This window comes from Superficieibacter sp. HKU1, from assembly GCF_029319185.1.
GTDB lineage: Bacteria > Pseudomonadota > Gammaproteobacteria > Enterobacterales > Enterobacteriaceae > Superficieibacter.
In genome coordinates this window covers 1325185-1350421 of the sequence record NZ_CP119754.1, presented here as the reverse complement: position 1 = coordinate 1350421, position 25237 = coordinate 1325185, and the positions used below count along the sequence as shown (strand labels likewise).

The following is a 25237-nucleotide window of genomic DNA, read 5'->3' as shown; positions in this document are numbered from 1 at the left end:
ATAAAATGTGGTGTTGCCTTGCATGCGCCGTGCAGTGCGGCGCTGTTGTTTTTCACCCGCGAAATGCAGGGCCATTCTAAGATGTCACACTCCGCCAGCCTGCGTAATTGAAATTATTTCATGATGTTTTGAAGTGTGTCACTGAATGACGAAGAATGATGCAGTATGCGCCGATCCTGCGATCGGCGCATACTCAGGGTTAGCCGCTAAACTGGCGGAACAGCGCCCGGCCTTTGAGCAAGCGCACGCCAAGCCAGCCGCCGCACAGGGAGAGCAACAGCGCGCCGCTAAACGGCAGGACTACCCACAAGCGCCAGTCCGGCTCCCAGGGGAAGTCAAAAACGCGGGTTTGCAGGACGCCCAGCGCGGTTTCTGCGCCGATAGCCGCCACCACTCCCGCCACCAGCCCCAGCAGGGCAAACTCACACCATAGCGTTGTCCGCAGCAGGCGTTTTCCCGCGCCCAGCGTGCGATACACCACCAGCTCCTGATGACGCTGGCGCATACCGACCTGGATTTGCGCCATCAGCAACAGCACGCCGCACAGCGTTACCAGCACCACCATCACTTCCAGCGCCCGGCTGACCTGCTCTAATACCTGCCCGACCTGTTTTAAAATCGCGCCGATATCCAGCAAACTGACCGTCGGAAACGCGCGGTTAAGTTCCGTCAGCAGGCTGTTGCCGTTGTCCCAGCGGAAGCTGGTCAGCCAGCTTTGCGGCTGTCCGTCCAGCGCCCCGGTCGGGAAAATAAAATAGAAGTTAGGGCGCAGGCTCTCCCAGTCCACTTTACGCAGGCTGGTCACTCTGGCGGTGAAGTCCTGAGTGTCCCCGGTGAACGTCACGCTATCGCCGAGGGAAATATCCAGCCGCTTCGCCAGCTCTTGCTCCATAGAGACCTCCCCTGCAACAGGCGGCCAGTGACCTGCGGTAATCGGGTTATGGTCCGGTTTCTGGCTCAGCCAGGTGAGATTAAGCTCGCGATTGAGCGCCTCATCCTTATTACCCTCCGTCGGCTGGCCGTTGATTTGCGTCAGACGCGCGCGGACGATGGGGTAAAACGTCGAGGGGCGCACCTGATGCTCCGCCAGAAACTGCTTCACCGGCTCGACCTGCTCCGGGGCAATGTTGATCAAAAAGTAGTTCGGACTTTCCGGCGGTAACTGCTGCTGCCAGCGATCCAGCAAATCTCCACGCAGCACCAGCAACAGCGCCAGCAGCATAAAGGAGAGGGAGAACGCCGCCAGCTGGCTGAGCGTCGACCACGGCTGGCGCAGCAGACGATTCACCGCCAGCCGCAGCGGTAGCGAATTGATGGTCAGGCGCTTCAGAACGTTAAGCAGCATCCAGCCCAGCACACCACACAGCAGTGCCAGTACCAGCGCCCCCGCCAGCACCGCCCATAACAGCGTACTGCCGCCCATCAGCCACGCCAGCAGGGCGACCACCACCACGGTAATGACAGGAAGATAGATTTTCAGCGGCCAGACATTAGCCACCACATCCCGGCGCAGCACGCGCAACGGCTGCGTCGCCAGCAGCAGCCGATAAGGGCGTAACCCCACCAGCAGGGAAATGGTGGTCATTGCGCCGGCGGACCACAGCCACGGCCACAGGCTCGCGGCGGGAAGGGCCACCGGCAGCACCGGTTTAAGCAGGATAATCAGCACCTGCTCAAATGCCAGCCCCAGCGCGCCACCGGTCACGATGGAGAGCAGCATTAATAACAGCCACTGGCCAATAATCAGCTTGCGTAGCTGCCTCCCTCCGGCACCGAGGGTTTTCAGGATTGCCACCAGATCGTAGCGGCTACGGCAATAATGGCTCATCGCCACCGCCACGGCAGCCACCGCCAGCAGCAGCGTTAACAGCGCTGAGAGTAAAAGGAATTGCTGTGAGCGTTCGAGCGATTTCCCCAGCGCGCCCTCATCCTGCTCAAGGCCGTACCAGCGATGCTCCGGTTTTAACTGCGGCAGCAGCCATTTTTCATAGGCGGCAAGCTGCGACGGCGTGCCGCCGAATTTATAGCGCCAGCTGACGCGACTGCCCGGTCCTGTCGCGCCCGTTTTCGCCACATCGGCAACGTTCATCAGCAGGCGCGGGGCCATCTGAAACGGATTAAACCCGGCGTCCGGCTCCTGCACCACTTCGCCCGCGATGCGCAGCGTGGTGTCGCCAACGTCAATCGAATCCCCCGGTTTCAGGTTGAGCAGCGCCATTAATCGCGGGGCCAGCAGCGCGGTGCCGGCGACAGGCTTCAGCCCCGGCGGATCGGTTTGCAGATCACCGTACATCGGATAGAGATCGCCCACCGCCTTGACGTTCGCCAGCTGCGGCGTGTCGCGGGCAAAGGTCATGGTGGCAAAGGTGATTTGCTCATCCACCTTCAGCCCCAATTTGCGCGCTTCAGCAATCCATTCCGGCGGCACCTCGCGCGAACTGCGCAGCGCCCGGTCGCCAGCCATAAACTCCCGGCTTTGCTGGCTCAGCCCTTTTTCCATCCGGTCGCTGATATTGCCCAGCGCCAGCACGCAGGCCACCGCCAGGCTTAGCGCCAGCCAGACAATCAGCAGCGACGGCGAGCGCCATTCGCGCCAGAACCAGCGGGCAATCATGCTTCCTCCTGCAACTGACCGTTCACCAGCCGCAGACGGCGGTCGCAGCGCGCGGCCAGCTGCGCATCGTGCGTCACCAGAATCAGGGTCGTGCCGTATTCGCGGTTGAGGGAAAACAGCAAATCGGCAATTTTATCGCCGGTCTGACGGTCGAGGTTGCCGGTCGGTTCGTCGGCAAACAGCAGGCCCGGTCGACCGTTGAAGGCTCTGGCTAATGCCACGCGCTGCTGCTCGCCGCCGGAAAGCTGTGCAGGCAGATGGTCAAGCCGTTTACCCAGCCCGAGTTGTTCCAGCAGCGCCCTCGCCTGGGTGCGGCTTTCGCGGCTATTTTCACCGCGCAGCAGCGCAGGCAGCTCCACGTTTTCCAGCGCGTTGAGCGTGGGGATCAGCATGAAGGACTGAAAGACAAAGCCAACGTGTTGCGCACGCAGCGCGGCGCGGGCCTCTTCATCCATAGTGTGCAGCGGTTGCCCAAGCAGTGAGACTTCGCCGCTGCTGCCGTCGTCCAGCCCGGCGAGGATCGCCAGCAGGGTTGACTTACCGGAACCCGACTCGCCGATAAGCGCAATGGTCTGGGATGGTTTGACAAGCAGCTCAACTCCGGTAAGGATGGAGAGTTCATGCTCCCCCTGACCGACGGACTTCTTAAGACGATGAACTTCAACAATGTTTTCCGCTGGCATTTGCCGTTCCTGTTTTTGGCTCTGTTAAGCTTTCGCGCTGCCGCAGCAGACACGCTATTAATTCTGGGCGACAGTCTTAGCGCCGGCTATCGTATGGCGGCCACCAGCGCCTGGCCTGCGCTGCTGAATAAAAAATGGCAGCCGCAGACGACGGTGGTTAACGCCAGTATTAGCGGCGATACGTCACAGCAGGGGCTGTCGCGTTTGCCCGCGCTCCTTACCCAGCATAAACCACGCTGGGTGCTGGTAGAGCTGGGCGGCAACGACGGCCTGCGCGGTTTTCAGCCACAGCAGACCGAAGCGACGCTGCGCAAGATACTCCAGGGCGTTAAAGAGGCCGGTGCGCAACCGCTACTGATGCAAATTCGCCTGCCCGCTAACTATGGTCGTCGGTACAATGCGTCCTTTAGCGCGATCTATCCGGCGCTTGCCAAAGAATTCGATATTCCTCTGGTTCCGTTTTTTATGGAAGAGGTTTATCAAAAGCCTCAGTGGATGCAGGACGATGGTATTCATCCTAACCCCGACGCGCAGCCGTTTATTGCCGACTGGATGGCGACGCGGCTGGCACCTTTAGTAAAACATGAGTCTTAATCTAGCAGGGGCGCACTCAGGTAAAGTTATGCAAAAATCAGTCTTAATAACAGGATGTTCCAGCGGCATCGGTCTGGAAAGCGCGCTTGAACTTCAGCGTCAGGGCTTTCGGGTGCTGGCGGCCTGCCGTAAACCGGACGATGTGGCGCGAATGAATAGCCTGGGGCTGACGGGAATTTTACTCGATCTCGATAAGCCAGAGAGCGTCGATACTGCTGCCGACGAGGTCATTGCCCTGACGGGTAATCGCCTGTACGGCATTTTCAATAACGCAGGTTACGGCGTATATGGTCAGCTACCGACCATAAGCCGCACTCAACTGGAGCAGCAATTTTCCGCCAACTTTTTTGGCGCACATCAGCTCACCATGCGGCTGTTACCCGCCATGATCCCCCACGGCGAAGGGCGGATTGTCATGACGTCATCGGTAATGGGGCTGATCTCCACACCCGGTCGCGGTGCCTATGCCGCCAGTAAATACGCGCTGGAAGCGTGGTCGGACGCACTGCGCATGGAACTGCGCTATAGCGGGATCCAGGTCAGCCTGATCGAGCCCGGTCCCATTCGCACCCGCTTTACGCAAAATGTCAATCAGACCCAAAGCGATAAGCCGGTCGAAAATCCTGGCATTGCCGCACGTTTTACCCTCGGACCGGAGGCGGTGGTGGCGAAAGTGCGCCATGCTTTTACCAGCGAACGGCCTAAAATGCGCTATCCCGTGACCTTAGTGACCCATGCGGTAAACGTGCTAAAGCGCCTGCTGCCGGGCCGCCTGATGGATAAAATTTTGCAGGGGTGAGTTGAAGCTCACGCGCTGACCCCCATGTATTACAAAAATAGCTTATAGAGAGTGCACTATGTCCGTACAGAATATCGTCAATATTAACGAAACGAACCTGCAACAGACGCTGGAACAGTCGATGACCGTCCCGGTGCTGTTCTATTTCTGGTCCGAACGCAGCCAGCACTGTGAACAATTGACGCCGGTGCTGGAAAGTCTTGCCGCCCAGTACAATGGACAATTCATTCTGGCAAAGCTGGACTGCGACGCCGAACAGATGATTGCTTCTCAGTTTGGCCTGCGCGCCATCCCAACCGTTTACCTGTTCCAGAATGGACAGCCGGTCGACGGCTTCCAGGGACCGCAGCCGGAAGAGGCGATTCGCGCCCTGCTGGAAAAAGTGCTGCCACGTGAAGAAGAACTGAAAGCGCAGCAGGCGATCCAGCTTATCGAAGAAGGCAACCACGCGGACGCGCTGCCGCTGCTTAAAGAAGCCTGGCAGCTTTCCGGGCAGAATAGCGAAATTGGCCTGCTGCTGGCAGAAACGCAAATTGCCCTGAATCGTTCAGAGGACGCGGAAGCGGTGCTGAAAACCATCCCGCTACAGGATCAGGATACCCGCTATCAGGGTCTGGTGGCCCAAATTGAATTGCTGAAACAGGCCGCTGATACACCTGAGATCCAGCAGCTTCAACAGCAGGTCGCGGCGAATCCGGACGACGCGGCGCTGGCCTCACAGCTTGCACTCCAGCTACATCAGGTAGGTCGTAATGAAGAGGCGTTAGCGTTACTCTTTAGCCATCTGCAAAAAGACCTTGGTGCGGCAGACGGTCAGGCACGCAAAATGTTGCAGGAAATTCTCGCGGCGCTTGGCACTGGCGATGCCCTTGCCAGCCAGTATCGTCGCAAGCTTTATTCGCTGCTGTACTAAGTCTGTTCCCGGACCTGAGCCGACGGCGGATAAAGGATATAGTGAGTCAGTCATAACAGGAGGTTTGCTTAATGTTGATCGTGATCCCCGTCGTCATTCTCGTGGCGCTCATCGTGGTTTTTGCCGGGGTGAAAATTGTTCCCCAGGGCTATCAGTGGACGGTAGAGCGCTTTGGTCGTTACACCACGACCCTTCAGCCCGGCCTGAGTCTGGTGGTGCCATTTATGGATCGTATTGGTCGTAAGATCAATATGATGGAACAGGTGCTGGATATTCCTTCGCAGGAAGTTATCTCCAAAGATAACGCCAACGTATCTATCGACGCCGTGTGTTTTATTCAGGTGATTGACGCGCCGAAAGCAGCTTATGAGGTCAGCAACCTGGAACTGGCGATCATCAACCTGACGATGACCAATATCCGTACCGTGCTGGGCTCGATGGAACTGGATGAAATGCTCTCCCAGCGCGATAACATCAATACGCGCCTGCTGCATATCGTCGATGAAGCGACTAACCCGTGGGGCATTAAAATCACCCGTATTGAGATCCGCGACGTGCGCCCGCCTGCCGAACTTATCGATGCGATGAACGCCCAGATGAAAGCGGAACGTACCAAACGCGCCTACATCCTTGAGGCCGAAGGGATTCGCCAGGCGCAGATCGTCAAAGCGGAAGGGGAAAAGCAGTCGAAGATCCTCACCGCAGAAGGCGAACGCCAGTCGGCGTTTTTACAGGCGGAAGCGCGTGAACGTTCGGCGGAAGCGGAAGCCCGTGCGACCCAGATGGTGTCCGAGGCTATCGCTGCCGGGGACATTCAGGCGGTGAACTATTTTGTGGCGCAGAAATACACCGAAGCGCTGCAGAAAATTGGTTCGGCCAGTAACAGTAAAGTGGTAATGATGCCGCTGGATGCCAGTAGCCTGATGGGCTCGATTGCCGGGATCAGTGAACTTATCAAGGACAGCGCCAGCGAGCGGAAACGCCTATGATGGAACTGATCCTGACGCATCCACACGTCTTCTGGCTCAGTCTCGGCGGGTTACTGCTGGCCGCAGAAATGCTCGGTGGCAACGGCTACCTGCTGTGGAGCGGCGTTGCGGCGGTGATCGTCGGGCTGGTCGTCTGGCTGCTGCCGCTGGGCTGGGAGTGGCAGGGGTTGATGTTCTCCCTGCTGACGCTGCTGGCCGCGTGGCTATGGTGGCGCTGGCTGGCGCAGCGTGTGCGTGAGCAAAAACCTGCCGACAGTCAGCTTAACCAGCGTGGGCAACAGCTGATTGGCCGCCGCTTCACGCTGGATAACGCGCTGGTTAACGGGCGCGGGCATATGCGCGTCGGCGACAGTTCGTGGATGGTCAGTGCGGATACCGATCTTCCGGCGGGAACTCCGGTAGAGGTGGTGGCGGTCGAGGGAATTGTGCTGATCGTCAGAGCGTCTTCGCCTGTCGCCTGAGATAAAGCTGGCGCTTTCCCGGGCCAGCTTTTGTCATGACTATTGCAGACAATTTGTTGTCGATTTTTTGATTAACGACGACGGTACGCGGCCTGATTTCACCAGGATCGTTGATGACTATTTTCGCTAACGGTGACAGCAGCCCGCAAGATTGTTAATAATCGGACAATCCGCTCCCTCATCGCCGGGGCAGCTTTCCGCCAGCGTCAAAAGCTGCTGGCGCATCTCCTGAAGCTGCACAATATGCTGCTCAATCTCAGCCACTTTCTCCAGGGTGCGTTTTTTCACGTCGGCGCTGTGGCGGGCAGGATCGTTGAACAACTCTACCAGCTCGCCGCACTCTTCGAGATTAAACCCCACCAGCCGCGCCTGGCGTAACAGGGTTAGCTCGTCCAGATGCTGTTGCGTGTAGCTGCGATAGCCGTTTTCACTGCGCAGCGGCGGCGTCACCAGCCCCTTTTCTTCATAAAAACGAATCGCCTTACTGGTCAGGCCGGTTTTTTTCGCTACGTCGCTAATATTCATCGTTCCCCCTTGACCTTCCCCTTGCGGGAAGGTTTAACCTTAGTAAGAGTTAGCGAAAGCGCTTGCTAAGATCAATATTTTTACGATCTATGATACAGGAGTTAGAACATGTCTCACATTATTGACCTGACGCTGGACGGCCTTTCATGCGGCCACTGCGTTAAACGCGTTAAAGAAAGCCTTGAGCAGCGTCCTGACGTTGAGCAGGCGGACGTCACCATTACCGAAGCGCATGTCACCGGCAGCGCCAGTGCCGATGCGCTGATTGAAACCATCAAACAGGCCGGGTACGGCGCAGAGTTAAGCCACCCAAAGGCTAAACCGCTGGCGGAGTCATCAATCCCGTCGGAAGCGCTGACAGCGGTTACCCCTGAGCTTCCGGCAGCGCAAACCGATGACGACAGCCAGCAGCTGCTGTTAAGCGGAATGAGCTGCGCCAGCTGCGTGTCACGCGTCCAGAAAGCGCTGCAAAGCGTACCGGGCGTCACGCAGGCGCGGGTGAACCTGGCGGAGCGCACCGCCCTGGTAATAGGTAGCGCCTCCGCCGCGGAATTAGTGCAGGCGGTAGAAAACGCGGGCTACGGCGCGGAGGCAATCGAAGATGACCTCAAACGCCGCGAGCGCCAGCAGGAAACGGCCATTGCCACCATGAAACGCTTTCGCTGGCAGGCGATTGTCGCGCTGGCGGTGGGCATTCCGGTGATGGTCTGGGGAATGTTCGGTGACAACATGATGGTCACGGAGGACAACCGCAGCCTGTGGCTGGTCATCGGCGTGATCACCCTCGGCGTGATGGTGTTTGCCGGCGGTCACTTCTACCGCAGCGCCTGGAAAAGCCTGCTCAACCGGACCGCGACCATGGATACGCTGGTGGCGCTGGGGACCGGCGTGGCCTGGCTTTACTCGATGAGCGTCAATCTCTGGCCGCAGTGGTTTCCGATGGAAGCGCGGCACCTCTATTATGAAGCCAGCGCGATGATTATCGGTCTGATTAACCTCGGTCATATGCTTGAAGCGCGGGCGCGCCAGCGTTCGTCCCGGGCGCTGGAAAAACTGCTTGATCTGACCCCTCCCACCGCGCGCGTGGTGACGGATGAGGGCGAAAAAAATCTGCCGCTGGCGGAAGTCACCGCCGGTATGACGCTGCGCCTGACCACCGGCGATCGCGTGCCGGTAGACGGCAACATTACCCAGGGTGAAGCCTGGCTGGATGAAGCCATGCTGACCGGCGAGCCGGTGCCGCAACAAAAAGGACCCGATGACGAAGTGCATGCGGGCACGGTGGTTCAGGACGGCAGCGTACTGTTTCAGGCCAGCGCGGTGGGTAGCCAGACCACCCTGTCGCGCATTATTCGCATGGTGCGCCAGGCGCAAAGCAGCAAGCCGCAAATTGGTCAACTGGCTGACAGGATCTCCGCTATTTTTGTGCCGGTGGTGGTCGCCATTGCGCTGTTCAGTGCCGCCATCTGGTATTTCTTCGGCCCCGCGCCGCAAATCGTTTATACGCTGGTGATTGCCACCACCGTGCTGATCATCGCCTGCCCGTGTGCGCTCGGGCTCGCCACCCCGATGTCGATTATCTCCGGCGTCGGCCGCGCCGCCGAATTTGGCGTGCTGGTCCGCGATGCCGATGCCCTGCAACGCGCCAGTACGCTGGACACGCTGGTGTTCGATAAAACCGGCACCCTGACCGAAGGTAAACCGCAGGTGGTGGCGGTGAAAACCGCAGGCGGCCTTGATGAGGCGCAGGCGTTACGGCTGGCCGCGGCGCTGGAGCAGGGTTCCAGTCACCCGCTGGCGCGCGCGATCCTCGATAAAGCGCAGGAACACACGCTGCCGCAGGTTAACGGTTTCCGCACCCTGCGCGGGCTGGGCGTGAGCGGCGAGGCGGACGGCCATACGCTGCTGCTGGGGAATCAGGCGCTGCTTGAAGAACACGGTATTGCCGCCGGGGCGCTGGAAAGCGAAATCGGCGCGCAGGCCGCGCAGGGCGCGACGCCAGTACTGCTGGCCGTTGACGGCAAAGCCGCAGCGCTTTTCGCCATCCGCGATCCGCTGCGTGAAGACAGCGTGGCGGCGCTCCGGCGTCTACATCAGGCGGGATACCAGCTGATCATGCTCACTGGCGATAACGAGACGACGGCAAAAGCGATTGCTAAAGAAGCCGGTATTGATGACGTTATCGCCGGCGTCCTGCCGGATGGCAAAGCGGAGGCTATCCAGAAACTGCAACGCGAAGGTCGGCGGGTGGCAATGATCGGCGACGGCATTAACGACGCGCCAGCGCTGGCGCAGGCAGAAGTCGGCATCGCGATGGGCGGCGGCAGCGATGTGGCCATTGAAACAGCGGCCATTACCCTGATGCGCCATAGTCTGATGGGCGTCGCTGACGCGCTGGCGATTTCCCGCGCCACGCTGCGCAATATGAAGCAGAATCTGCTGGGGGCGTTTATCTACAATTCGCTGGGCATTCCGATTGCCGCCGGGATCCTCTGGCCGCTGACGGGGACGCTGCTTAATCCGGTGGTGGCAGGCGCGGCGATGGCGCTGTCGTCAATTACGGTCGTGAGTAATGCCAATCGGCTGCTGCGGTTTACACCAAAAGCCTGACCATCGCCGCTGATTTGCGCCTCAGGCCGCCGCACGTTAGCATAGGATTTTATGCCAGCGGAGTACGTATGAGTCTGTTTGACCAATTAAAAACGTGGTGGCGTACGCTGCGCGGCAATGCTTACGCCTGGCCTGCCATTGACGTTTCGCTTCCCGGCGGCCGCGAGTTCCACCTTGTTGGCAGTATTCATATGGGAACGCAGGATATGTCTCCCCTTCCCGCGCGTTTGCGGCAAAAAATTGAGCAGGCCGATGCGCTGATTGTCGAAGCCAATATTGCCGGCAATGAAACGCCCTTCCACAATCTGCCGGTGTTTCCGCCGCTGGAAGAACGTCTGAGTGAAGCGCAATTAGCTCAACTGAATAATAAAGCCGGCGAACTGGGTCTGTCGCTTTCGCTGTTTAGCACGCAGCCGCTGTGGCAAATTGCGATGGCGCTACAGGCAACGCAGGCACAGCAACTGGGCCTGCGCCCGGCATATGGTATCGATCTCCAGCTTATTCAGGCGGCGCAGGCAGAACAGGTCCGTATCGTCGAACTGGAAGGGGCAGCGCGGCAAATTGCCCTGCTCTGCGAGTTGCCCGATAACGGGATGGCGTTGCTGGACGATACCCTCACCCACTGGCACACCAATGCACGGCTGTTACAGATGATGATCAGCTGGTGGCTGGAACATCCACCTGCGGCGCATGACGTTAAGCTGCCGAATACCTTCAGCGAAGGGCTATATGATGTGTTGATGCACCAGCGCAACCGCGCGTGGCGTGATGTGCTCTGCGCATTACCCGCGGGACGCTATGTGGTGGCGGTGGGGGCGCTCCATCTCTATGGTGAAGGGAGCCTGGCGGAGATCATGCGATAAAAAAGTGGCCAATATCGCTATTGGCCCGTCAAAGAGGAATTTCATCTTTATTATTATGCCGGAGCGAACTCCGGTTGATGAATTGTCGCTCAAAGCATCGTTACTGCCAATACTAATAAGCAAGATTATACTATTTTTTCCTGCGGCTTCAGGCGTAAGCTTGGGGCATTGTTGGTTTGTTACAGGTAAGCGCAATCATGACCCCCGCCGTTAAACTCCTTGAAAAACAAAAAATTTCTTTCGAAATCCATACTTACGATCACGATCCCAGTGAAACCAATTTCGGTGATGAAGTGGTGCGTAAGCTCGGTCTGAATGCGGAACAGGTGTATAAAACGTTGCTGGTCGCCGTTAACGGCGAGGCCAAAAACCTGGCGGTGGCGGTAACACCGGTGGCAACCCAGCTGGATCTGAAAAAAGTAGCGAAAGCGCTCGGCGCGAAGAAAGTCGAGATGGCCGATCCGCAGCTCGCGCAGCGCACTACCGGATATCTGGTGGGCGGTATCAGCCCGCTGGGGCAGAAAAAACGGCTGCCGACGCTGATTGACGCGCCAGCGCGGAATTTTGCCACTATTTTTGTTTCCGGCGGCAAGCGCGGGCTGGATATTGAACTGGCGGCCAGCGATCTGGCGAAGGCGCTTGGTGCCACATTCGCTGATATTGCGCGGCGCGAGTGATGCGGAGGGCACGAGAGAGAATAGCTGGCTCATTGAAAATGGGGTATGATCCGCTGCCACTCCCTGTCCGGGCAGCCTGATGTCTACCATTTCCGATACCTTTATTGCCCCGCCGTGCCATGACGAGATAGAGATCCTTTATCAGGACGAGCACCTGATCCTTATCAATAAACCCGCCGGGCTACTCAGCCTGTCGGGTAAAAATCCGCAGAATCTCGACTCGGTGCATCACCGTCTGGTGCAAATATTCCCTGGCTGCACGCTGGTTCACCGCCTTGATTTTGGAACGTCCGGGCTGATGGTGGTTGCCCGCAACAAAGTGATTAATGCCGCGCTCTGCCAACAGTTCAGTCAGCGCGCCGTCACTAAAATATACAGCGCCCTGCTCTGTGGCCACCTGGAGGAGAATGAAGGGGTGATAGACGCGGCGATAGCCAAAGATCCGGCGCGCTTTCCGCTGATGTCGATTTGCTCACGCCACGGCAAGCCCGCCCGCTCGCGCTATCGGGTCATGGAGCGGTTTTATGATGAGCGGGAGGACAGCATGCCTGTGCCGTTGACCCGGGTCCGGCTTACCCCGGAGACGGGTCGTACCCACCAGCTACGCATTCATTGTCAGCTGCTGGGCCACCCTATTTTAGGATGCGATCTGTACGGGGGTCGCCTGCTGCCGGGCACCAGCCTGACGCCGCGCCTGATGCTGCACGCCAGCGAGTTGCATTTTGTTCATCCTGTCAGCAATGCTGCGATCAAAATGCATCATGCCTCTCCGTTCTGAAGCGGGCAATGCGCAACAGCCAGGATCTGTTACCACATCAAATCGTCCGGCACTTTAAAGTCGGCATACGGATCGTCTTCGTCCTGCTCTTCCTGACTCAACGCGCTATTCAGAACGATGCTGCCCGCATCCCGCTGCGCGATTTTATCGGCTACGCTGGCAGGGATAATAGCGTACTCATACTCATTTTTGTTATCGACCACCAGGCGCGCAATGGCGAGACGACCATTGATCAGCTGCGCCTGAGTTGGCTTATCTACAGCAACCTTTTTAATGAGGTTATTATCCGTGAAATTAAAATCAATATCGCCTCGTGCAATACTGATGCGGTTCATTTCAATAAGCTGCTTCACCTGAGCTTTATATTCTTTCGCGATGGTCGCCTGTTTTTGTTGTTCACTAAGCTGCTTATCGCGCTCAAGCTGCGCTTTTTTATTTTCTTCCACCGCTTCTTTTGCTTCGCGAGCCTGAACCCGCGATTTTTTAGCCGTTCTTTGCACTTTAGCCATTTTTTTGCTGGTGACTAAGCCAGCTTTTAGCATTTGCTCTTGTAAGGTAAGTTTTGTCATCGTCGTTTCTAATCCGGTCAGAAGTGTGGGGGAAATCTCAAACCTTCAGCAGTTTTACCGTGGCATCAATGTCAATCTCATCTTCTGAGAAAATTAACGTCGTTCCCTGGAAAGTGGTAATCGCCAGCTTCTTCAGCGAGCGCATTTCGCCTGGCGTAGTATCTGACTTCGGCCTGATACTGCTCATCAGCGCCCCGACAGACAGTACCGCGTTTTCTTTATCAATGCGGGTCTCGGCAGGGACTTCCTCACTGTAGACCAGGTAAGACTTGATCGAAGTAAGCTTAAGGCGTTCGCCCGCGATGTAGATGTATTTGCTTTCCGGTACGACTTTCACCGCATACGCCGACAATCCCTTGTTATTGGTCGTGGGTTCGAACGTGACCGCCGCGTCTTTCTTAATTAGATCAGGGTTGGCGACCTTAATCACATGAAAATAGCGGTTATCACCGTTTTCATCTTTGATAAAACCAAAACCTTTATCTTTAAACCACGTTGTGATCGTTCCGTTCATCGCCATTACCGCCTGATTAATCGTTTATCTGCCCTATTTTTGCAGCGCGCAGTGTAAAGCACAATGCCTGCGCAGACTATGCTTTGGGTTAAGTCTGGACGATAAATTTCCACTCAGCGAGGAGACTGGACGCGCAAAGAAGTGAAATCCACTTCACTTGCGTTCGATGTCAACCACGCCTGCCGTTCAGCCAGGCCCTTCGCTCCCCGCTGCCAGCAATGGTACCAGCACATCGCTAATCGGCGTAGGGATCCCCTGCGCGCGGCCATAACGTTGTATCACGCCGTTGCGGATATCCCACTCCAGCGGGCGGTTAGCCTGGCGGTCAGCAAGGATTGACGTGCCTAAATCCGCCGGGGCACGATGAAAACCGTCAATGATTTCCTGGGGAACGGAATCATGTAATACCGCTCCTTGCGCACGCGCCACCGTCAGACATTCGCGCAGATAGCGCAGAGCCAGCGCAGTGATATCTTCGCGCGCAAACATCCCGGCCCGGCGATTAGCAAGCACCATCAGGCCAGCGACCGCATTCTGCAACAGTTTGCGCCAGGCGATAGAGACAAAGTCTGTTGCCAGTTCAACGGTACAGCGCGTGCCATTAAGCGCACCGGCAACGCGTCTGGCCTGCGGCACATCCGGCAGCGTCAGGCGCGGTTTCGCCCGTAGCCAGACCGATGCATCCGCCTCGCGCTGTGCCGGGAACCACACGACCGAAGGCAGCACCGTTGCGCCGTTGACATAAGGCTCCAGCAGGTCTTTTTGCTCAACCCCATTTTGCAACGCGCAGACGACGGTATTTTCATGGCATAGCGCGGCCAGCCAGGCAGCACTGTCAGCGACCTGGGTCGTTTTTACCGCGACAAACAGCAGATCGACCGGGTGGCGTATAGTCGCCGGATCGCTTAACACCGGACCGGGTACTACAATTTCACCCTCCTCATGACGGAGAATTAACTGTGGATGCGCAGTGCGTCCGCAAAGCACCGGCGTGCGATCAATCTCATGTAATACGGCAGCAATCGTTGTTCCGATAGCCCCCGGACCGAGTAGAGCAATATCAGGATGGTCAGACATCGTATTTTCTCCTGTCTGGAATAATCATCAGTATGCCAGTTGCAAGCATCGTGTACGCGAGCATTTTCCTCAACGTTATTCTTTCACCCGGTATTTTTAGACGCCACAGGCTGACTTAAAAGGCCACCCCCAGGATACATGTTCAGATTAGAAGTTACCGATCCTGACTTTATTAACCGTATTTGCATTTACCAGTTTAAAGCGCTTGCCGTCTTTATCGAGTTGACAGCTAAAATATACACCGCCAGCGAAACTCATCGCCCAGCCTTTAACGCTTTCTCTTTTCCCTGTGATTTTTAACACACCTACTTTTGCGTGATTAGCAACGTTCAGTATACCCAGCCACTTCATGCTTTTTCCATCGGTATGGTCACTGTGTGACTCCAGGATTTCTCTTTCATGAATAAAGGAAAGATTGGAAAATAGCAGGCAAAACTTCAGACTAAACTTTCTGTCTTTGAGCGAAAATTCACAATCGTTATAGGAAATAGCCTGCCAAATCCCACGACTGGCTTTGTGCGCGAAGTTTTTTTCCTGATTTAAATATTTTACTTCGATACCAAACGGCGCAGGCTCGAAGCCCTGCTCAATCAGATGAGCCCTGGGGTACAATACATAATCAATTCTGACCTTTACGCCCTCGGTCACGTGAATACCGCTAACTTCCTGATAGATATAAAAATCACTCTTCAGAAAGTCAAACATCCATGCTTTAAGCTCTGTTTCTGATGAAAAAAGCGAAGGCGCTTTTTCGGCATTCTCGCGTTTTTCTTTTTTAATTCTTCTCTCTTGTTGCGCCAGGGCGAACAGGGTTTTATCTACAGTGAAAGATTCCATGAACGCATCCAGATGCGTAGATAATTTTTGAAAGGCTTCGCGATATTTTCTCTCTTCTTCTCTGTACAGGGGCTCGATTCCCCCATTGACGTCTGAAAGCAACTGGATTTTTTCCCGTGAAAGCCGGGATAATTTTTTACTGCGTAGCGTTAATTCGCTGGTGTATTTTTCTTCAATAGCAGGGTCGAATGTACGGGGAGTCTGTCCGTGGAGTTCATCTAATGCATCGATGGCTTTGAGAGCGCCTCCTTTCTGTCTGCCACACTGATTGCACTGGCGGACATAGTGTTCACCGCCCCCAAAATGACGAATTTTTACTTCCAGATAATGCTCACACTGACATGGCTCATGCCTGAGAAGGGCAATTTCCCTGTCAATTTCATCAATTCTTGAAATAGTAAAATCCGTGCTCATCAGTAATGCCATCCAAATCTATATGCGGTCCGGCACCCAACCTCGTTCACCGGACCGCTCTTCGCTATGTACTTTTATTCCCAACGCACCTCACCCTTAGGCTCCCAGGCGTTCGCATCCAGCGGAGAGTTCTGCTGGATAAACTGCTTCAGCACTTCCGCATCAATAAAACCGGTATTCACGTAACCGGGTTTATCGTCAAGGCGCGGATAACCGTCGCCGCCCGTGGCGTTAAAGCTTAATGTCGCTATGCGATATTTTTTCGCCGGGTCGATCGCATCGCCTTTGATTTTCAGATCGTTCAGTTTGCCATCTTTAGCGGTAAAACTGACGTTGGCAAACTGCGGATACGCGCCGGAGTCCGGCTTCATCTGCGCGACGGCGGTCAGATAGTCGATCACTTCCTGCCCGGTCAGATCGGCGTACACCACCACGTTGCCAAACGGCTGTACCTTAAGCACGTTTTTATAGGTGATGTCGCCGCCTTCAATAGAGTCGCGAATACCGCCGCCGCTCATCACCGCCAAATCCGCATTCGTGCGCGCCATTTGCGCCGCGAGGATCAAATGCCCCAGATTGGTTTGCACGAAGCGCACTTTACTGCGGTCGCCTTCCAGCTTGCCGTTGACGTTACCAATTTTGACGTCCAGTTGCGCTTTGCCTTTGTTCTGGAACGGCGTCAGCATCGACAGCACCTGCGGGTTCTCGGCGATTTCCGGCGTGTAGAGAACACGCTCGCTCTCGCCATTATCCCAGGTGACTTTTTTCTTCAGGTTGACCGGGATAAGCTGATAGTTGACCAGTTTCATCTCACCGTTGCGGAATTCAAAATCCGCGCGGCCAACGTACTTACCCCATTCATGCGCCTGCACGATCCAAATACCGTTCTGCCGATCTGGCGCGCACGGCGTTCCCGGCACGTAATCGACCTGTTTTTTGTTCTCAGAGGCCATGCAAACCGGATCCTGAGAATGGCCGCCAACAATCATCGCCAGCGATCCGGCGGGCAGACTGCGCGCCATTTCAACATCGCCCGGCGCATTCGAACCGTGTTCGCCGTTATCATAATGACCCATATGGGTAGCAGCGATAATAACGTCCGGCTTTTCGGTCTCATTCAGTTCCTGGATCACCAGCTTCGCTTCATCTGCCGGTTTGCGGAACTCAATATCGGTGAAATATTCCGGATTGCCGATTTTCGCCGTATCATCAGTGGTTAAACCAATAACGGCAATTTTCAGATCCTGACGCTTGAATAATGCCCACGGCTTAAACAGGCGCTCACCGGTGCTTTTTTGATAGATATTGGCGGAGAGGAACGGAAATTTAGCCCATTTCTCCTGCTGGCGCAGAACGCTCAGCGGATTATCGAACTCGTGGTTGCCAACCGCCATGGCGTCGTAGCCCACCAGGTTCATGCCGCGAAAATCGGGCTCGGCATCCTGCAGATCGGATTCGGGTACGCCGGTATTGATATCACCACCGGAAAGCAGCAGGACGCTACCGCCCTCTGAGGCCACCTCTTTACGTATGCCATCCACCAGCGTTTTTTGTGCCGCCAGGCCGTATTCCCCGTATTCGCTACGCCAGAAGTGACCATGGTGATCGTTAGTATGAAGAATGGTGATTTTATAGGTTTTATCTTTCTCATACGCCTGCGCTGACAGGCTTGCCAGCGTACAGGCTGCCAGCACTGCCAGCGCGATGCCCCGTTTTAAAAACGTCATGTTCCTCTCCCTGACTCAAATGTGTAGTGGCGAAATTACCGCGTAATCAAATAGTAGACAACTTTGTTTGCATAATGCGACTTCCTTCGCTGCTTTCAGACAGGTATCTTAGCGTCATAATAATTACTCATCTGCATTTCCCTGCATCGTAAAACAGTAAAAAGTGGAATTTATGGCAATCAGTGAAACTCGCTCTCCTCTGCCGGAGGCCTCCGCGCCGCCGCAAAAGGCTCGTACCGCCTTTGGCATATTAGGTGCCATCAGCCTTTCTCATTTGTTAAACGATATGATCCAGTCGCTAATTCTGGCGATTTATCCGCTTCTGCAATCTGAATTCTCGCTGACGTTTGTGCAGATTGGGTTAATTACTTTGACCTTCCAGCTGGCATCATCGTTATTCCAGCCAATAGTGGGTTACTGGACGGACAAACATCCGATGCCCTGGTCGTTACCCATCGGGATGTGCTTTACGTTAAGCGGGCTGGTATTGCTGGCGCTGGCAGGCAGTTTTGCTACGGTTCTGCTGGCAGCAGCGCTGGTAGGAACGGGGTCATCGGTATTCCATCCGGAATCGTCCCGCGTCGCGCGGATGGCGTCAGGTGGACGTCACGGACTGGCGCAGTCGATTTTTCAGGTGGGCGGCAACTTCGGGAGTTCGCTGGGGCCATTGCTGGCGGCGGTTATTATCGCGCCTTACGGCAAAGGAAACGTTTCCTGGTTTGTGCTGGCCGCCCTGCTGGCAATTGTCGTACTGGCACAGGTCAGCCGCTGGTATGCGGCACAGCATCGCGTCAATAAAGGAAAATCATCCGCGCCGATGATCAATCCCCTGCCGCGTAATAAGGTGATCCTTGCCGTCAGCGTGCTGCTGATCCTGATTTTCTCGAAATATTTCTATATGGCGAGTATTAGCAGCTATTACACCTTTTATCTGATGCATAAGTTCGATCTCCCGGTGCAAAATGCGCAGTTCCATCTCTTTGCGTTCTTGTTTGCTGTTGCAGCTGGAACCGTGATTGGCGGGCCTGTCGGCGATAAAATCGGTCGTAAATATGTGATTTGGGGCTCTATCCTCGGCGTAGCACCGTTTACCCTGCTTTTACCGTATGCCAGCCTCTACTGGACAGGAATTTTGACCGTCATTATTGGTTTTATCCTCGCTTCCGCCTTCTCAGCGATTCTGGTCTACGCGCAGGAGCTGCTGCCGGGACGTATTGGCATGGTTTCCGGGCTCTTTTTTGGTTTTGCTTTCGGGATGGGTGGCCTTGGTGCCGCCGTGCTGGGGCTTATTGCCGATCATCACGGTATTGAACTGGTTTATAAAATCTGTGCTTTCCTGCCGCTTCTGGGGATACTTACCATATTTCTGCCTGATAACAGTCATAAAGCGTAGTTTCTTGCGGCCAAAAGCTTTTTTTGGCCGCCGCTTTCCCGCGTCTTGCCTGCCTTCTTCGTTCGTCTGTGGCCCATTTTTCCGTTCTGTGCTTTTTTTGCAGCAAATCCCAATTTTTTGTGAAATTCAATAATAATTCATCAACATGATGATTAATTTTGTCATAAACTATTACTCGGGTTTTTGGTCCCCGCCAAAAATGGATTAACACCTAAACCAAAGGAGACGGAATGCATCACGCCACCCCGCTTATCACCACCATTGTCGGCGCGCTTGTGCTCGCTTTTATCCTTGGCATGCTTGCCAATAAACTGCGCATTTCTCCACTGGTAGGATATTTGTTAGCGGGCGTTCTGGCCGGCCCTTTTACGCCAGGATTTGTCGCGGATACCAAACTGGCACCTGAACTGGCGGAACTGGGCGTGATCCTGCTGATGTTCGGCGTGGGTCTGCATTTCTCTTTAAAGGATTTGATGGCGGTAAAGTCCATCGCCATTCCCGGCGCGATTGCACAGATAGCCGTCGCCACGCTGCTGGGAATGGGACTAGCAGCGCTAATGGACTGGTCGTTAATGACCGGCATCGTCTTTGGCCTGTGTCTTTCTACGGCCAGTACCGTGGTGCTGCTGCGGGCGCTTGAAGAACGACAGCTTATTGATAGCCAGCGCGGGCAAATCGCTATCGGCTGGCTGATTGTTGAAGATCTGGTGATGGTATTAACGCTGGTTCTGCTGCCAGCGGTGGCGGGAATGCTTGAAAAAGGCAACGTGGGTCTGGCGTCGCTGTCGCTGGACATGGGCATTACCATCGGCAAAGTGGTCGCGTTCATCGCGATTATGATGGTGGCAGGCCGCCGTCTGGTGCCGTGGATCATGGCTCGCAGTGCAGCCACCGGCTCCCGCGAACTTTTTACGCTCTCCGTGCTGGCGCTGGCGCTGGGGATTGCCTTTGGCGCGGTGGAACTGTTCGACGTCTCCTTTGCGCTGGGCGCGTTCTTCGCCGGAATGGTATTGAATGAGTCCGAGCTAAGCCATCGCGCGGCCCACGATACCCTGCCGCTGCGCGATGCGTTTGCGGTACTGTTCTTTGTGTCGGTGGGGATGCTTTTCGATCCGATGATCCTGCTTGACCAACCGCTGGCCGTACTGGGCACGCTGGTCATTATTATTTTCGGTAAGTCGGTGGCGGCGTTCTTTCTGGTCCGCATGTTCGGTCATTCGCCGCGTACCGCGCTGACCATTGCCGCCAGCCTCGCGCAGATCGGCGAATTCGCGTTTATCCTCGCCGGGCTGGGCATGGCATTAAATCTTCTGCCGCAGGCGGGGCAGAATCTGGTGCTGGCGGGCGCTATCCTGTCAATCATGCTGAACCCGGTGCTGTTTGCCCTCCTGGAGCGCTACCTCGATAAGACTGAAACGCTGGAAGAGCAGACGCTGGAAGAAGTGACCGAAGAGGAAAAACAGATCCCGGTCGATATTTGCAACCATGCCCTGCTGGTAGGCTTTGGCCGCGTGGGCAGTCTGCTGGGTGAGAAACTGATGGCGCAGGGGATTCCGCTGGTGGTAGTGGAAACGTCGCGTACCCGCGTGGATGAGTTACGCGAGCGCGGCATTCGTGCGGTGCTGGGGAATGCCGCTAATGAAGAAATCCTCAACCTGGCGCATCTGGACTGCGCCCGCTGGCTGCTGCTGACTATCCCCAACGGCTATGAAGCGGGCGAAATCGTTGCCTCCGCGCGGGAGAAATGCCCGGATATCGAGATTATCGCGCGGGCGCATTACGACGATGAAGTGGACTACATTACCGAGCGCGGGGCCAATCAGGTGGTGATGGGCGAGCGGGAAATTGCCAATACGATGCTGATGTTACTTGCCAGGCCACCGACGGCAGAATCGATAACAGGGTAAGAGCCTTATGGCAGGCGATATCATCGCCTGCTTGTTTTCCAGTAGATAATGCCCCTATAATTAACATGATTTATTACTGTATTCAGCAAGTTAATGTATACAAGCCGACCGATAAAAAAATAGGACTTACGAAAGCAACGTAAGACGAAACATTTACTAAAGCTATTTAAACACATCAAATCATTTAGATTACAAATTATTTAACGTTCTTCAGCACGTCCTCTCCGCCATAAATATATACAAAAAACAAATCTATTAATAAAAACTAACTCTGAATTTAAGAATAATTAAATACTATAAATGGACAAAAATAACTATACTCACTTTGAATTGTTTTAATATTAATGAGGGTAACCTCATGGTATTATTTAAATAAATCAAAAACCCGACATTATTAATATTATTTAAGGATTATTCAATGAAAGGAAAGCTAACGGCTGTCGCCTTTATCGCTGCAATGGGAATAAGTGCCTCTGTTCTGGCAGAGGATGGAAAAATTAACTTTACTGGTAATATTATTGAAGCTGGTTGCCAGGTAAATAGCTCTGTTTCATCTCCAATGACGGTTAAATTAGGTGATGTAGCTAAAACGGCATTCGCTGCCGCTGGCGATACCGCAGCGAACACTAAGTTCACGCTGGTATTGAGTGGTTGCCCGGAAGATTTAAAAGGTAAACCGGTTACCGTTAAATACAGTGGAACCCCCGATACCAATAACAGCGATTATCTTCAACTGACTGGATACGGCACCACGGGCGTTGCCTCCGGCGTGGCGGTTCAGTTGTTAAATGGCTCTGGTAAAGAGCTGCCACTGGGATCAGACTCCGAAACTAAAACGGTCGATGCAAAAAGCGACACCAATCTGGACTTCTTTGCCCGCTATATCGCTACCAGCGATACGGTAGGAGTAGGTACAGCCAACAGTACCGTCAACTTCACCCTGTCCTACAACTAATCTGGATAACGGTAAATTCTGTATCTGACAGCAAGTAAAGCCGGGGAACCGGTTTTACTTTTTAAGGAGGTCTAATGAAATTATTGAGTTCGCTCATCGCTGCTGCATTTATTTTTTCAGCACCAGTAACTCACGCCGGGGTCATTATCGGTGGTACCCGCGTTATCTATCAGGGTGGAAAAAAAGAAGCCTCTTTAAGCATTAAAAACCCGGATAAATATTCTTATCTTATTCAATCGTGGGTTGAAAGCAGTGATAATAATAGTAAAGCACCTTTTATTATTACCCCTCCGTTATTCCGCCTGGGGGGTAGTGAAGAGAATACCTTACGAATTGTCCGCACTGGCGGTAACTTACCGGAAGACCGCGAATCAATGTACTGGATGAATGTTAAGTCGATTCCGGCCACCTCAGGGGAGAATAACGGTAATACCTTACAGATCGCCATCAAAACGCGTCTTAAGCTCATTTACCGCCCACAGTCTCTGAACGCTATGCCAGAAACCCTCGCAGATAAACTGACATGGCAACGGAATAACCAGCAGCTGACGGTGACTAACCCGACTCCCTACTACATGAATTTTAGTCTTGTAAAAGTTGGCGGCAGCATGGTGAAAGATGCGACCTATGTTTCCCCTGGGAGTAGCGCTACGTTCACCATCCCTGCCGGAGCGTCCGGACAAATAAGCTGGACACTCATCAGTGATTTTGGTGCTACCGGTGCAGAACACCACACTTCTCTGTGAAAACGTATGTCCGACTCTGTAAGGATACAGAATGAAAGCAGATGCTAAGAAGAAAAAAATAACGCTCAGCAGACTGGCCTGCTTTGTTGCTCTGCAATGTATTTTACCCGTGTCACAATCCGCCATGGCGCGTGAATATTTTAACCCGGCACTACTGGGCATTGATGGTCCCGGAAAAGATATTACCGATCTCTCCTCTTTCGAAGACGGTATGGGGCAAATGCCTGGTACCTATCACGTGGATATTATTGTTAATAACACCTCAGCGGGTCCACGTGACGTGAATTTTACCCTGCAAAAAGACAGTAACGGCCAGGACACGTTGAAACCCTGCTTTAGCGTAGAAACGCTAAAAGAACTGGGGATCCGCGTCAATCTTTTCCCTCAGCTTGGCGATACCAGCGAGTGCGCAAATCTGGCCGCTATTCCACAGGCCAGTTCCCGCTTTGAATTTAATCGTCAGCAGTTGATACTTGCCATTCCGCAGGCGGCAATGGATATGCAAGCCCGCGGCTATGTGGCACCGGAGCGTCTGGACGAAGGTATCAACGCCCTGCTTTTAAATTACAGCTTTAGCGGGGGAAACACGCAGGCACGGCAGTCCGGTCAGCCTGATTCGGACAATTATTATCTGAACCTGCGTCCAGGAATAAATCTGGGTCCCTGGCGTATCCGTAACTACAGTACCTGGACACGTAATATCTCAGGTGAGGATGCCCAGGAGAGCTGGGATTCTGTTTATACCTACGCACAGCGCAATATTATTGCCCTGAAAAGCCAGCTGACGGCAGGTGATAGCACCTCTCCCTCGGATATGTTTGATGGCGTCCCTTTCCGTGGAGTTCAACTCGCCTCTGATGACGATATGCTACCGGAAAGTCTACGTGGTTATGCACCGATCGTTCGCGGCATCGCCCGGACCAATGCGCAGATTATCATTAAGCAGAACGGTTACACTATTTACCAGACCTACGTCTCACCGGGTGCCTTTGAAATCACGGATATGTACCCAACGGGAAGTAGTGGCGATCTGGATGTCACTATAAAAGAGGCGGACGGCAGTGAGCAGCACCAGCTGGTGCCCTACGCTTCCCTGCCCGTCCTGCAACGAGAAGGGCGCTTCAAGTACAGTGTGACGGGAGGCCAGTATCGTCCATATGATAGCGCTGTTGATAAAGCAAACTTCGCTCAGGGAACGGCTATTTACGGTTTACCTGCTGGTTTCACGGTTTATAGCGGGGGACAGTTCTCGCAGCACTATACATCGTTACTGGCAGGTGTCGGTAAAAACTTCGGCGGATTCGGAGCAGTTTCACTGGATAGCACGCAGGCCTGGTCTGAACAAAAAGACGAGGAAAAAGCCAGCGGACAGTCGGTACGTGTTCGTTACAGTAAAAACATGCTCAGCACCGGTACAAATATTTCCATTGCCGGGTACCGCTACTCCACGTCAGGTTATTACACCCTTCAGGAAGTGCTGGATACCTGGCGTGATCATGACTGGCAAAACACCATCGATCGTCGCCGTAATCGCACTGAATTTACGCTTAATCAAAATCTATGGGAAAATGCAGGTTCGCTTTCTCTTAGCGCGGTTAGCGAAGACTACTGGAACACCGATCGTAATATGCGTTCGCTGGGTGTTAGTTACAGCAATAACTGGAACGGGATCACTTACAGCCTGAATTACAGCTACAACCGTAATACGACCGACGGCAAAGACAATGACAACGTTTATAGCAAAGACCAGATATTCTCTCTGAGCATCAATATTCCGCTGGACCGCTGGCTCAGTAATACCTGGGCAAGCTATAGCCTGAACACCAGTAAACAGGGAGATACCAGTCACACTGTCGGAATTAACGGTTCTGCCCTGGAAGACCAGAATCTGAACTGGAGCGTTCAGGAAAGCGAAACGAATCATGGTCAGGGTAATGGCGGTAATGCCAGCCTCGATTATCAGGGAACCTACGCCAGAATGAATGCGGCGTACAGTTACGATCACGATCAGCGCCGGTTGAACTATGGCATTGAGGGAGGCATTGTTGCTCATGCGCATGGACTCACGTTCAGCCAGGCGCTGGGTGAAACCTCGGCATTAGTGGAAGCGCCGGGCGTAGCTGGTGTAGATATTAATAATCAAACAGGTGTTAAAACTGACTTCCGTGGTTACACCATTGTTCCCTATATCAGCCCTTATCGTGAAACGGATATTACCCTTGACACTGACGCGTTGCCAGAAAATACAGATGTGACATTAACCTCGCGTATGGTTACTCCTACCCGTGGTGCCATTGTGCGAGCCCATTTCGATACACGGGTTGGTAAACGCGTATTAATGACGCTGACCCGAAGTAATGGTGAAGCTGTTCCGTTTGGCGCAACGATTGCCGTTGATAACGTTTCCAACAATACCTCTATTGTGGGAGATGGTGGCCAGGCTTACCTTTCAGGGATGCAGGATCGGGGAGCATTGTCTGCTAAATGGGGACGTAAACAAAACGAACAATGTCACATCGTTTATCGTCTCCCTGATAATCCCCCTTCCAGTGGCGTGATTGAAATGAATGCCTTATGCCAATAACAAAAGAT

General features: G+C 54.3%; 22 protein-coding genes. 14 read left to right on the top strand and 8 right to left on the bottom strand.

Annotated elements, in window-relative coordinates; all coding sequences use genetic code 11:
* Positions 1–199: 199 nt before the first annotated feature.
* On the bottom strand, positions 200–2614 hold the full coding sequence (gene ybbP / locus P0H77_RS06465; protein ID WP_276164092.1) for a putative ABC transporter permease subunit YbbP: 2415 nt from the start codon (positions 2612–2614) through the stop codon (positions 200–202).
* Entirely contained in the window at positions 2611–3297 is a 687-nt protein-coding gene (gene ybbA / locus P0H77_RS06460) for a putative ABC transporter ATP-binding protein YbbA (RefSeq protein ID WP_176917489.1), read from the bottom strand. The genes ybbP and ybbA overlap by 4 nt, the downstream gene beginning before the upstream one ends.
* Here ybbA and tesA point away from each other — a divergent pair.
* From tesA to P0H77_RS06435, 5 genes are all read left to right on the top strand, one after another.
* Positions 3268–3891 (top strand): multifunctional acyl-CoA thioesterase I/protease I/lysophospholipase L1, encoded by a 624-nt coding sequence (tesA, locus tag P0H77_RS06455; RefSeq protein ID WP_276164091.1) that lies wholly within the window; start codon positions 3268–3270, stop codon positions 3889–3891. The two genes, ybbA and tesA, sit on opposite strands and share 30 nt — an antisense overlap.
* A complete protein-coding gene (locus P0H77_RS06450; RefSeq protein ID WP_276164090.1) occupies positions 3881–4690 on the top strand; it encodes an SDR family oxidoreductase in 810 nt (269 codons plus the stop codon). The genes tesA and P0H77_RS06450 overlap by 11 nt, the downstream gene beginning before the upstream one ends.
* 58 nt (positions 4691–4748) lie before the next feature.
* Entirely contained in the window at positions 4749–5603 is an 855-nt protein-coding gene (locus P0H77_RS06445) for a co-chaperone YbbN (RefSeq protein ID WP_276164089.1), read from the top strand.
* Positions 5604–5674: 71 nt separating this feature from the next.
* The gene (locus tag P0H77_RS06440) at positions 5675–6592 is read left to right on the top strand and encodes an SPFH domain-containing protein (RefSeq protein ID WP_276164088.1); all 918 of its coding nucleotides are present in this window, start codon (positions 5675–5677) and stop codon (positions 6590–6592) included.
* The gene (locus tag P0H77_RS06435) at positions 6589–7053 is read left to right on the top strand and encodes an NfeD family protein (protein ID WP_276164087.1); all 465 of its coding nucleotides are present in this window, start codon (positions 6589–6591) and stop codon (positions 7051–7053) included. Before P0H77_RS06440 ends, P0H77_RS06435 begins: the two co-directional genes overlap by 4 nt.
* 126 nt (positions 7054–7179) lie before the next feature.
* Here the strand turns inward: P0H77_RS06435 and cueR are convergent, their stop codons facing one another.
* On the bottom strand, positions 7180–7578 hold the full coding sequence (gene cueR, locus P0H77_RS06430) for a Cu(I)-responsive transcriptional regulator (RefSeq protein ID WP_276164086.1): 399 nt from the start codon (positions 7576–7578) through the stop codon (positions 7180–7182).
* Positions 7579–7686: 108 nt separating this feature from the next.
* Between cueR and copA the strand changes: the two genes are divergently transcribed.
* The 4 genes from copA (at position 7687) to P0H77_RS06410 (ending at position 12506) form a co-directional block, all read left to right on the top strand.
* The gene (gene copA / locus P0H77_RS06425) at positions 7687–10188 is read left to right on the top strand and encodes a copper-exporting P-type ATPase CopA (protein WP_276164085.1); all 2502 of its coding nucleotides are present in this window, start codon (positions 7687–7689) and stop codon (positions 10186–10188) included.
* A gap of 68 nt (positions 10189–10256) precedes the next feature.
* Positions 10257–11051 carry a TraB/GumN family protein gene (locus P0H77_RS06420; protein ID WP_276164084.1) on the top strand — a complete coding sequence of 265 codons (795 nt, stop codon included), beginning with the start codon at positions 10257–10259 and terminating at the stop codon, positions 11049–11051.
* Positions 11052–11248: 197 nt separating this feature from the next.
* Entirely contained in the window at positions 11249–11728 is a 480-nt protein-coding gene (ybaK, locus tag P0H77_RS06415; protein WP_276164083.1) for a Cys-tRNA(Pro)/Cys-tRNA(Cys) deacylase YbaK, read from the top strand.
* 79 nt (positions 11729–11807) lie between these two features.
* Positions 11808–12506, top strand: coding sequence for an RluA family pseudouridine synthase (locus P0H77_RS06410; protein ID WP_276164082.1), 699 nt, complete (start codon positions 11808–11810; stop codon positions 12504–12506).
* Positions 12507–12535: 29 nt separating this feature from the next.
* Here the strand turns inward: P0H77_RS06410 and P0H77_RS06405 are convergent, their stop codons facing one another.
* The 5 genes from P0H77_RS06405 to ushA all read right to left on the bottom strand — a co-directional run bounded on the left by P0H77_RS06405 (position 12536) and on the right by ushA (position 17644).
* Positions 12536–13075 (bottom strand): DUF2058 domain-containing protein, encoded by a 540-nt coding sequence (locus P0H77_RS06405; RefSeq protein ID WP_276164081.1) that lies wholly within the window; start codon positions 13073–13075, stop codon positions 12536–12538.
* A 37-nt stretch (positions 13076–13112) separates the two neighbouring features.
* The gene (locus P0H77_RS06400) at positions 13113–13595 is read right to left on the bottom strand and encodes a cold shock domain-containing protein (RefSeq protein WP_276164080.1); all 483 of its coding nucleotides are present in this window, start codon (positions 13593–13595) and stop codon (positions 13113–13115) included.
* A gap of 180 nt (positions 13596–13775) precedes the next feature.
* Positions 13776–14666, bottom strand: a complete 891-nt coding sequence (locus tag P0H77_RS06395) for an oxidoreductase (RefSeq protein ID WP_276164079.1) — start codon at positions 14664–14666, stop codon at positions 13776–13778.
* 147 nt (positions 14667–14813) lie between these two features.
* Positions 14814–15917, bottom strand: coding sequence for a hypothetical protein (locus tag P0H77_RS06390; RefSeq protein WP_276164078.1), 1104 nt, complete (start codon positions 15915–15917; stop codon positions 14814–14816).
* Positions 15918–15991: 74 nt separating this feature from the next.
* Positions 15992–17644, bottom strand: coding sequence for a bifunctional UDP-sugar hydrolase/5'-nucleotidase UshA (gene ushA, locus P0H77_RS06385; protein ID WP_276164077.1), 1653 nt, complete (start codon positions 17642–17644; stop codon positions 15992–15994).
* Between the two features lie 172 nt (positions 17645–17816).
* On the opposite strand from ushA, the gene P0H77_RS06380 reads away from it, so the two are divergent.
* The 5 genes from P0H77_RS06380 to P0H77_RS06360 all read left to right on the top strand — a co-directional run bounded on the left by P0H77_RS06380 (position 17817) and on the right by P0H77_RS06360 (position 25229).
* Positions 17817–19037, top strand: coding sequence for an MFS transporter (locus tag P0H77_RS06380; RefSeq protein WP_276164076.1), 1221 nt, complete (start codon positions 17817–17819; stop codon positions 19035–19037).
* Between the two features lie 230 nt (positions 19038–19267).
* Entirely contained in the window at positions 19268–20944 is a 1677-nt protein-coding gene (ybaL, locus tag P0H77_RS06375) for a YbaL family putative K(+) efflux transporter (RefSeq protein WP_276164075.1), read from the top strand.
* Between the two features lie 418 nt (positions 20945–21362).
* The gene (locus P0H77_RS06370; RefSeq protein ID WP_276164074.1) at positions 21363–21899 is read left to right on the top strand and encodes a fimbrial protein; all 537 of its coding nucleotides are present in this window, start codon (positions 21363–21365) and stop codon (positions 21897–21899) included.
* A 74-nt stretch (positions 21900–21973) separates the two neighbouring features.
* Positions 21974–22645: a fimbria/pilus periplasmic chaperone gene (locus tag P0H77_RS06365; protein WP_276164073.1), complete on the top strand. Its 672-nt coding sequence runs from the start codon at positions 21974–21976 to the stop codon at positions 22643–22645.
* A gap of 31 nt (positions 22646–22676) precedes the next feature.
* Positions 22677–25229 (top strand): fimbria/pilus outer membrane usher protein, encoded by a 2553-nt coding sequence (locus P0H77_RS06360; protein ID WP_276164072.1) that lies wholly within the window; start codon positions 22677–22679, stop codon positions 25227–25229.
* The last annotated feature ends 8 nt before the right edge of the window (positions 25230–25237 follow it).

Excerpts from the sequence above, each read along its gene's own strand:
- P0H77_RS06450 (WP_276164090.1), top strand. The coding sequence starts at position 3,881 with ATGAGTCTTAATCTAGCAGGGGCGCACTCAGGTAAAGTTATGCAAAAA.
- ybbP (WP_276164092.1), bottom strand. The coding sequence starts at position 2,614 with ATGATTGCCCGCTGGTTCTGGCGCGAATGGCGCTCGCCGTCGCTGCTG.
- ybaL (WP_276164075.1), top strand. The coding sequence starts at position 19,268 with ATGCATCACGCCACCCCGCTTATCACCACCATTGTCGGCGCGCTTGTG.
- cueR (WP_276164086.1), bottom strand. The coding sequence starts at position 7,578 with ATGAATATTAGCGACGTAGCGAAAAAAACCGGCCTGACCAGTAAGGCG.
- P0H77_RS06380 (WP_276164076.1), top strand. The coding sequence starts at position 17,817 with ATGGCAATCAGTGAAACTCGCTCTCCTCTGCCGGAGGCCTCCGCGCCG.
- P0H77_RS06420 (WP_276164084.1), top strand. The coding sequence starts at position 10,257 with ATGAGTCTGTTTGACCAATTAAAAACGTGGTGGCGTACGCTGCGCGGC.
- P0H77_RS06435 (WP_276164087.1), top strand. The coding sequence starts at position 6,589 with ATGATGGAACTGATCCTGACGCATCCACACGTCTTCTGGCTCAGTCTC.
- ybaK (WP_276164083.1), top strand. The coding sequence starts at position 11,249 with ATGACCCCCGCCGTTAAACTCCTTGAAAAACAAAAAATTTCTTTCGAA.
- P0H77_RS06445 (WP_276164089.1), top strand. The coding sequence starts at position 4,749 with ATGTCCGTACAGAATATCGTCAATATTAACGAAACGAACCTGCAACAG.
- P0H77_RS06410 (WP_276164082.1), top strand. The coding sequence starts at position 11,808 with ATGTCTACCATTTCCGATACCTTTATTGCCCCGCCGTGCCATGACGAG.
- P0H77_RS06405 (WP_276164081.1), bottom strand. The coding sequence starts at position 13,075 with ATGACAAAACTTACCTTACAAGAGCAAATGCTAAAAGCTGGCTTAGTC.
- P0H77_RS06395 (WP_276164079.1), bottom strand. The coding sequence starts at position 14,666 with ATGTCTGACCATCCTGATATTGCTCTACTCGGTCCGGGGGCTATCGGA.
- P0H77_RS06365 (WP_276164073.1), top strand. The coding sequence starts at position 21,974 with ATGAAATTATTGAGTTCGCTCATCGCTGCTGCATTTATTTTTTCAGCA.
- ybbA (WP_176917489.1), bottom strand. The coding sequence starts at position 3,297 with ATGCCAGCGGAAAACATTGTTGAAGTTCATCGTCTTAAGAAGTCCGTC.
- ushA (WP_276164077.1), bottom strand. The coding sequence starts at position 17,644 with ATGACGTTTTTAAAACGGGGCATCGCGCTGGCAGTGCTGGCAGCCTGT.
- P0H77_RS06400 (WP_276164080.1), bottom strand. The coding sequence starts at position 13,595 with ATGGCGATGAACGGAACGATCACAACGTGGTTTAAAGATAAAGGTTTT.
- copA (WP_276164085.1), top strand. The coding sequence starts at position 7,687 with ATGTCTCACATTATTGACCTGACGCTGGACGGCCTTTCATGCGGCCAC.
- tesA (WP_276164091.1), top strand. The coding sequence starts at position 3,268 with ATGAACTTCAACAATGTTTTCCGCTGGCATTTGCCGTTCCTGTTTTTG.
- P0H77_RS06440 (WP_276164088.1), top strand. The coding sequence starts at position 5,675 with ATGTTGATCGTGATCCCCGTCGTCATTCTCGTGGCGCTCATCGTGGTT.
- P0H77_RS06390 (WP_276164078.1), bottom strand. The coding sequence starts at position 15,917 with ATGAGCACGGATTTTACTATTTCAAGAATTGATGAAATTGACAGGGAA.
- P0H77_RS06370 (WP_276164074.1), top strand. The coding sequence starts at position 21,363 with ATGAAAGGAAAGCTAACGGCTGTCGCCTTTATCGCTGCAATGGGAATA.
- P0H77_RS06360 (WP_276164072.1), top strand. The coding sequence starts at position 22,677 with ATGAAAGCAGATGCTAAGAAGAAAAAAATAACGCTCAGCAGACTGGCC.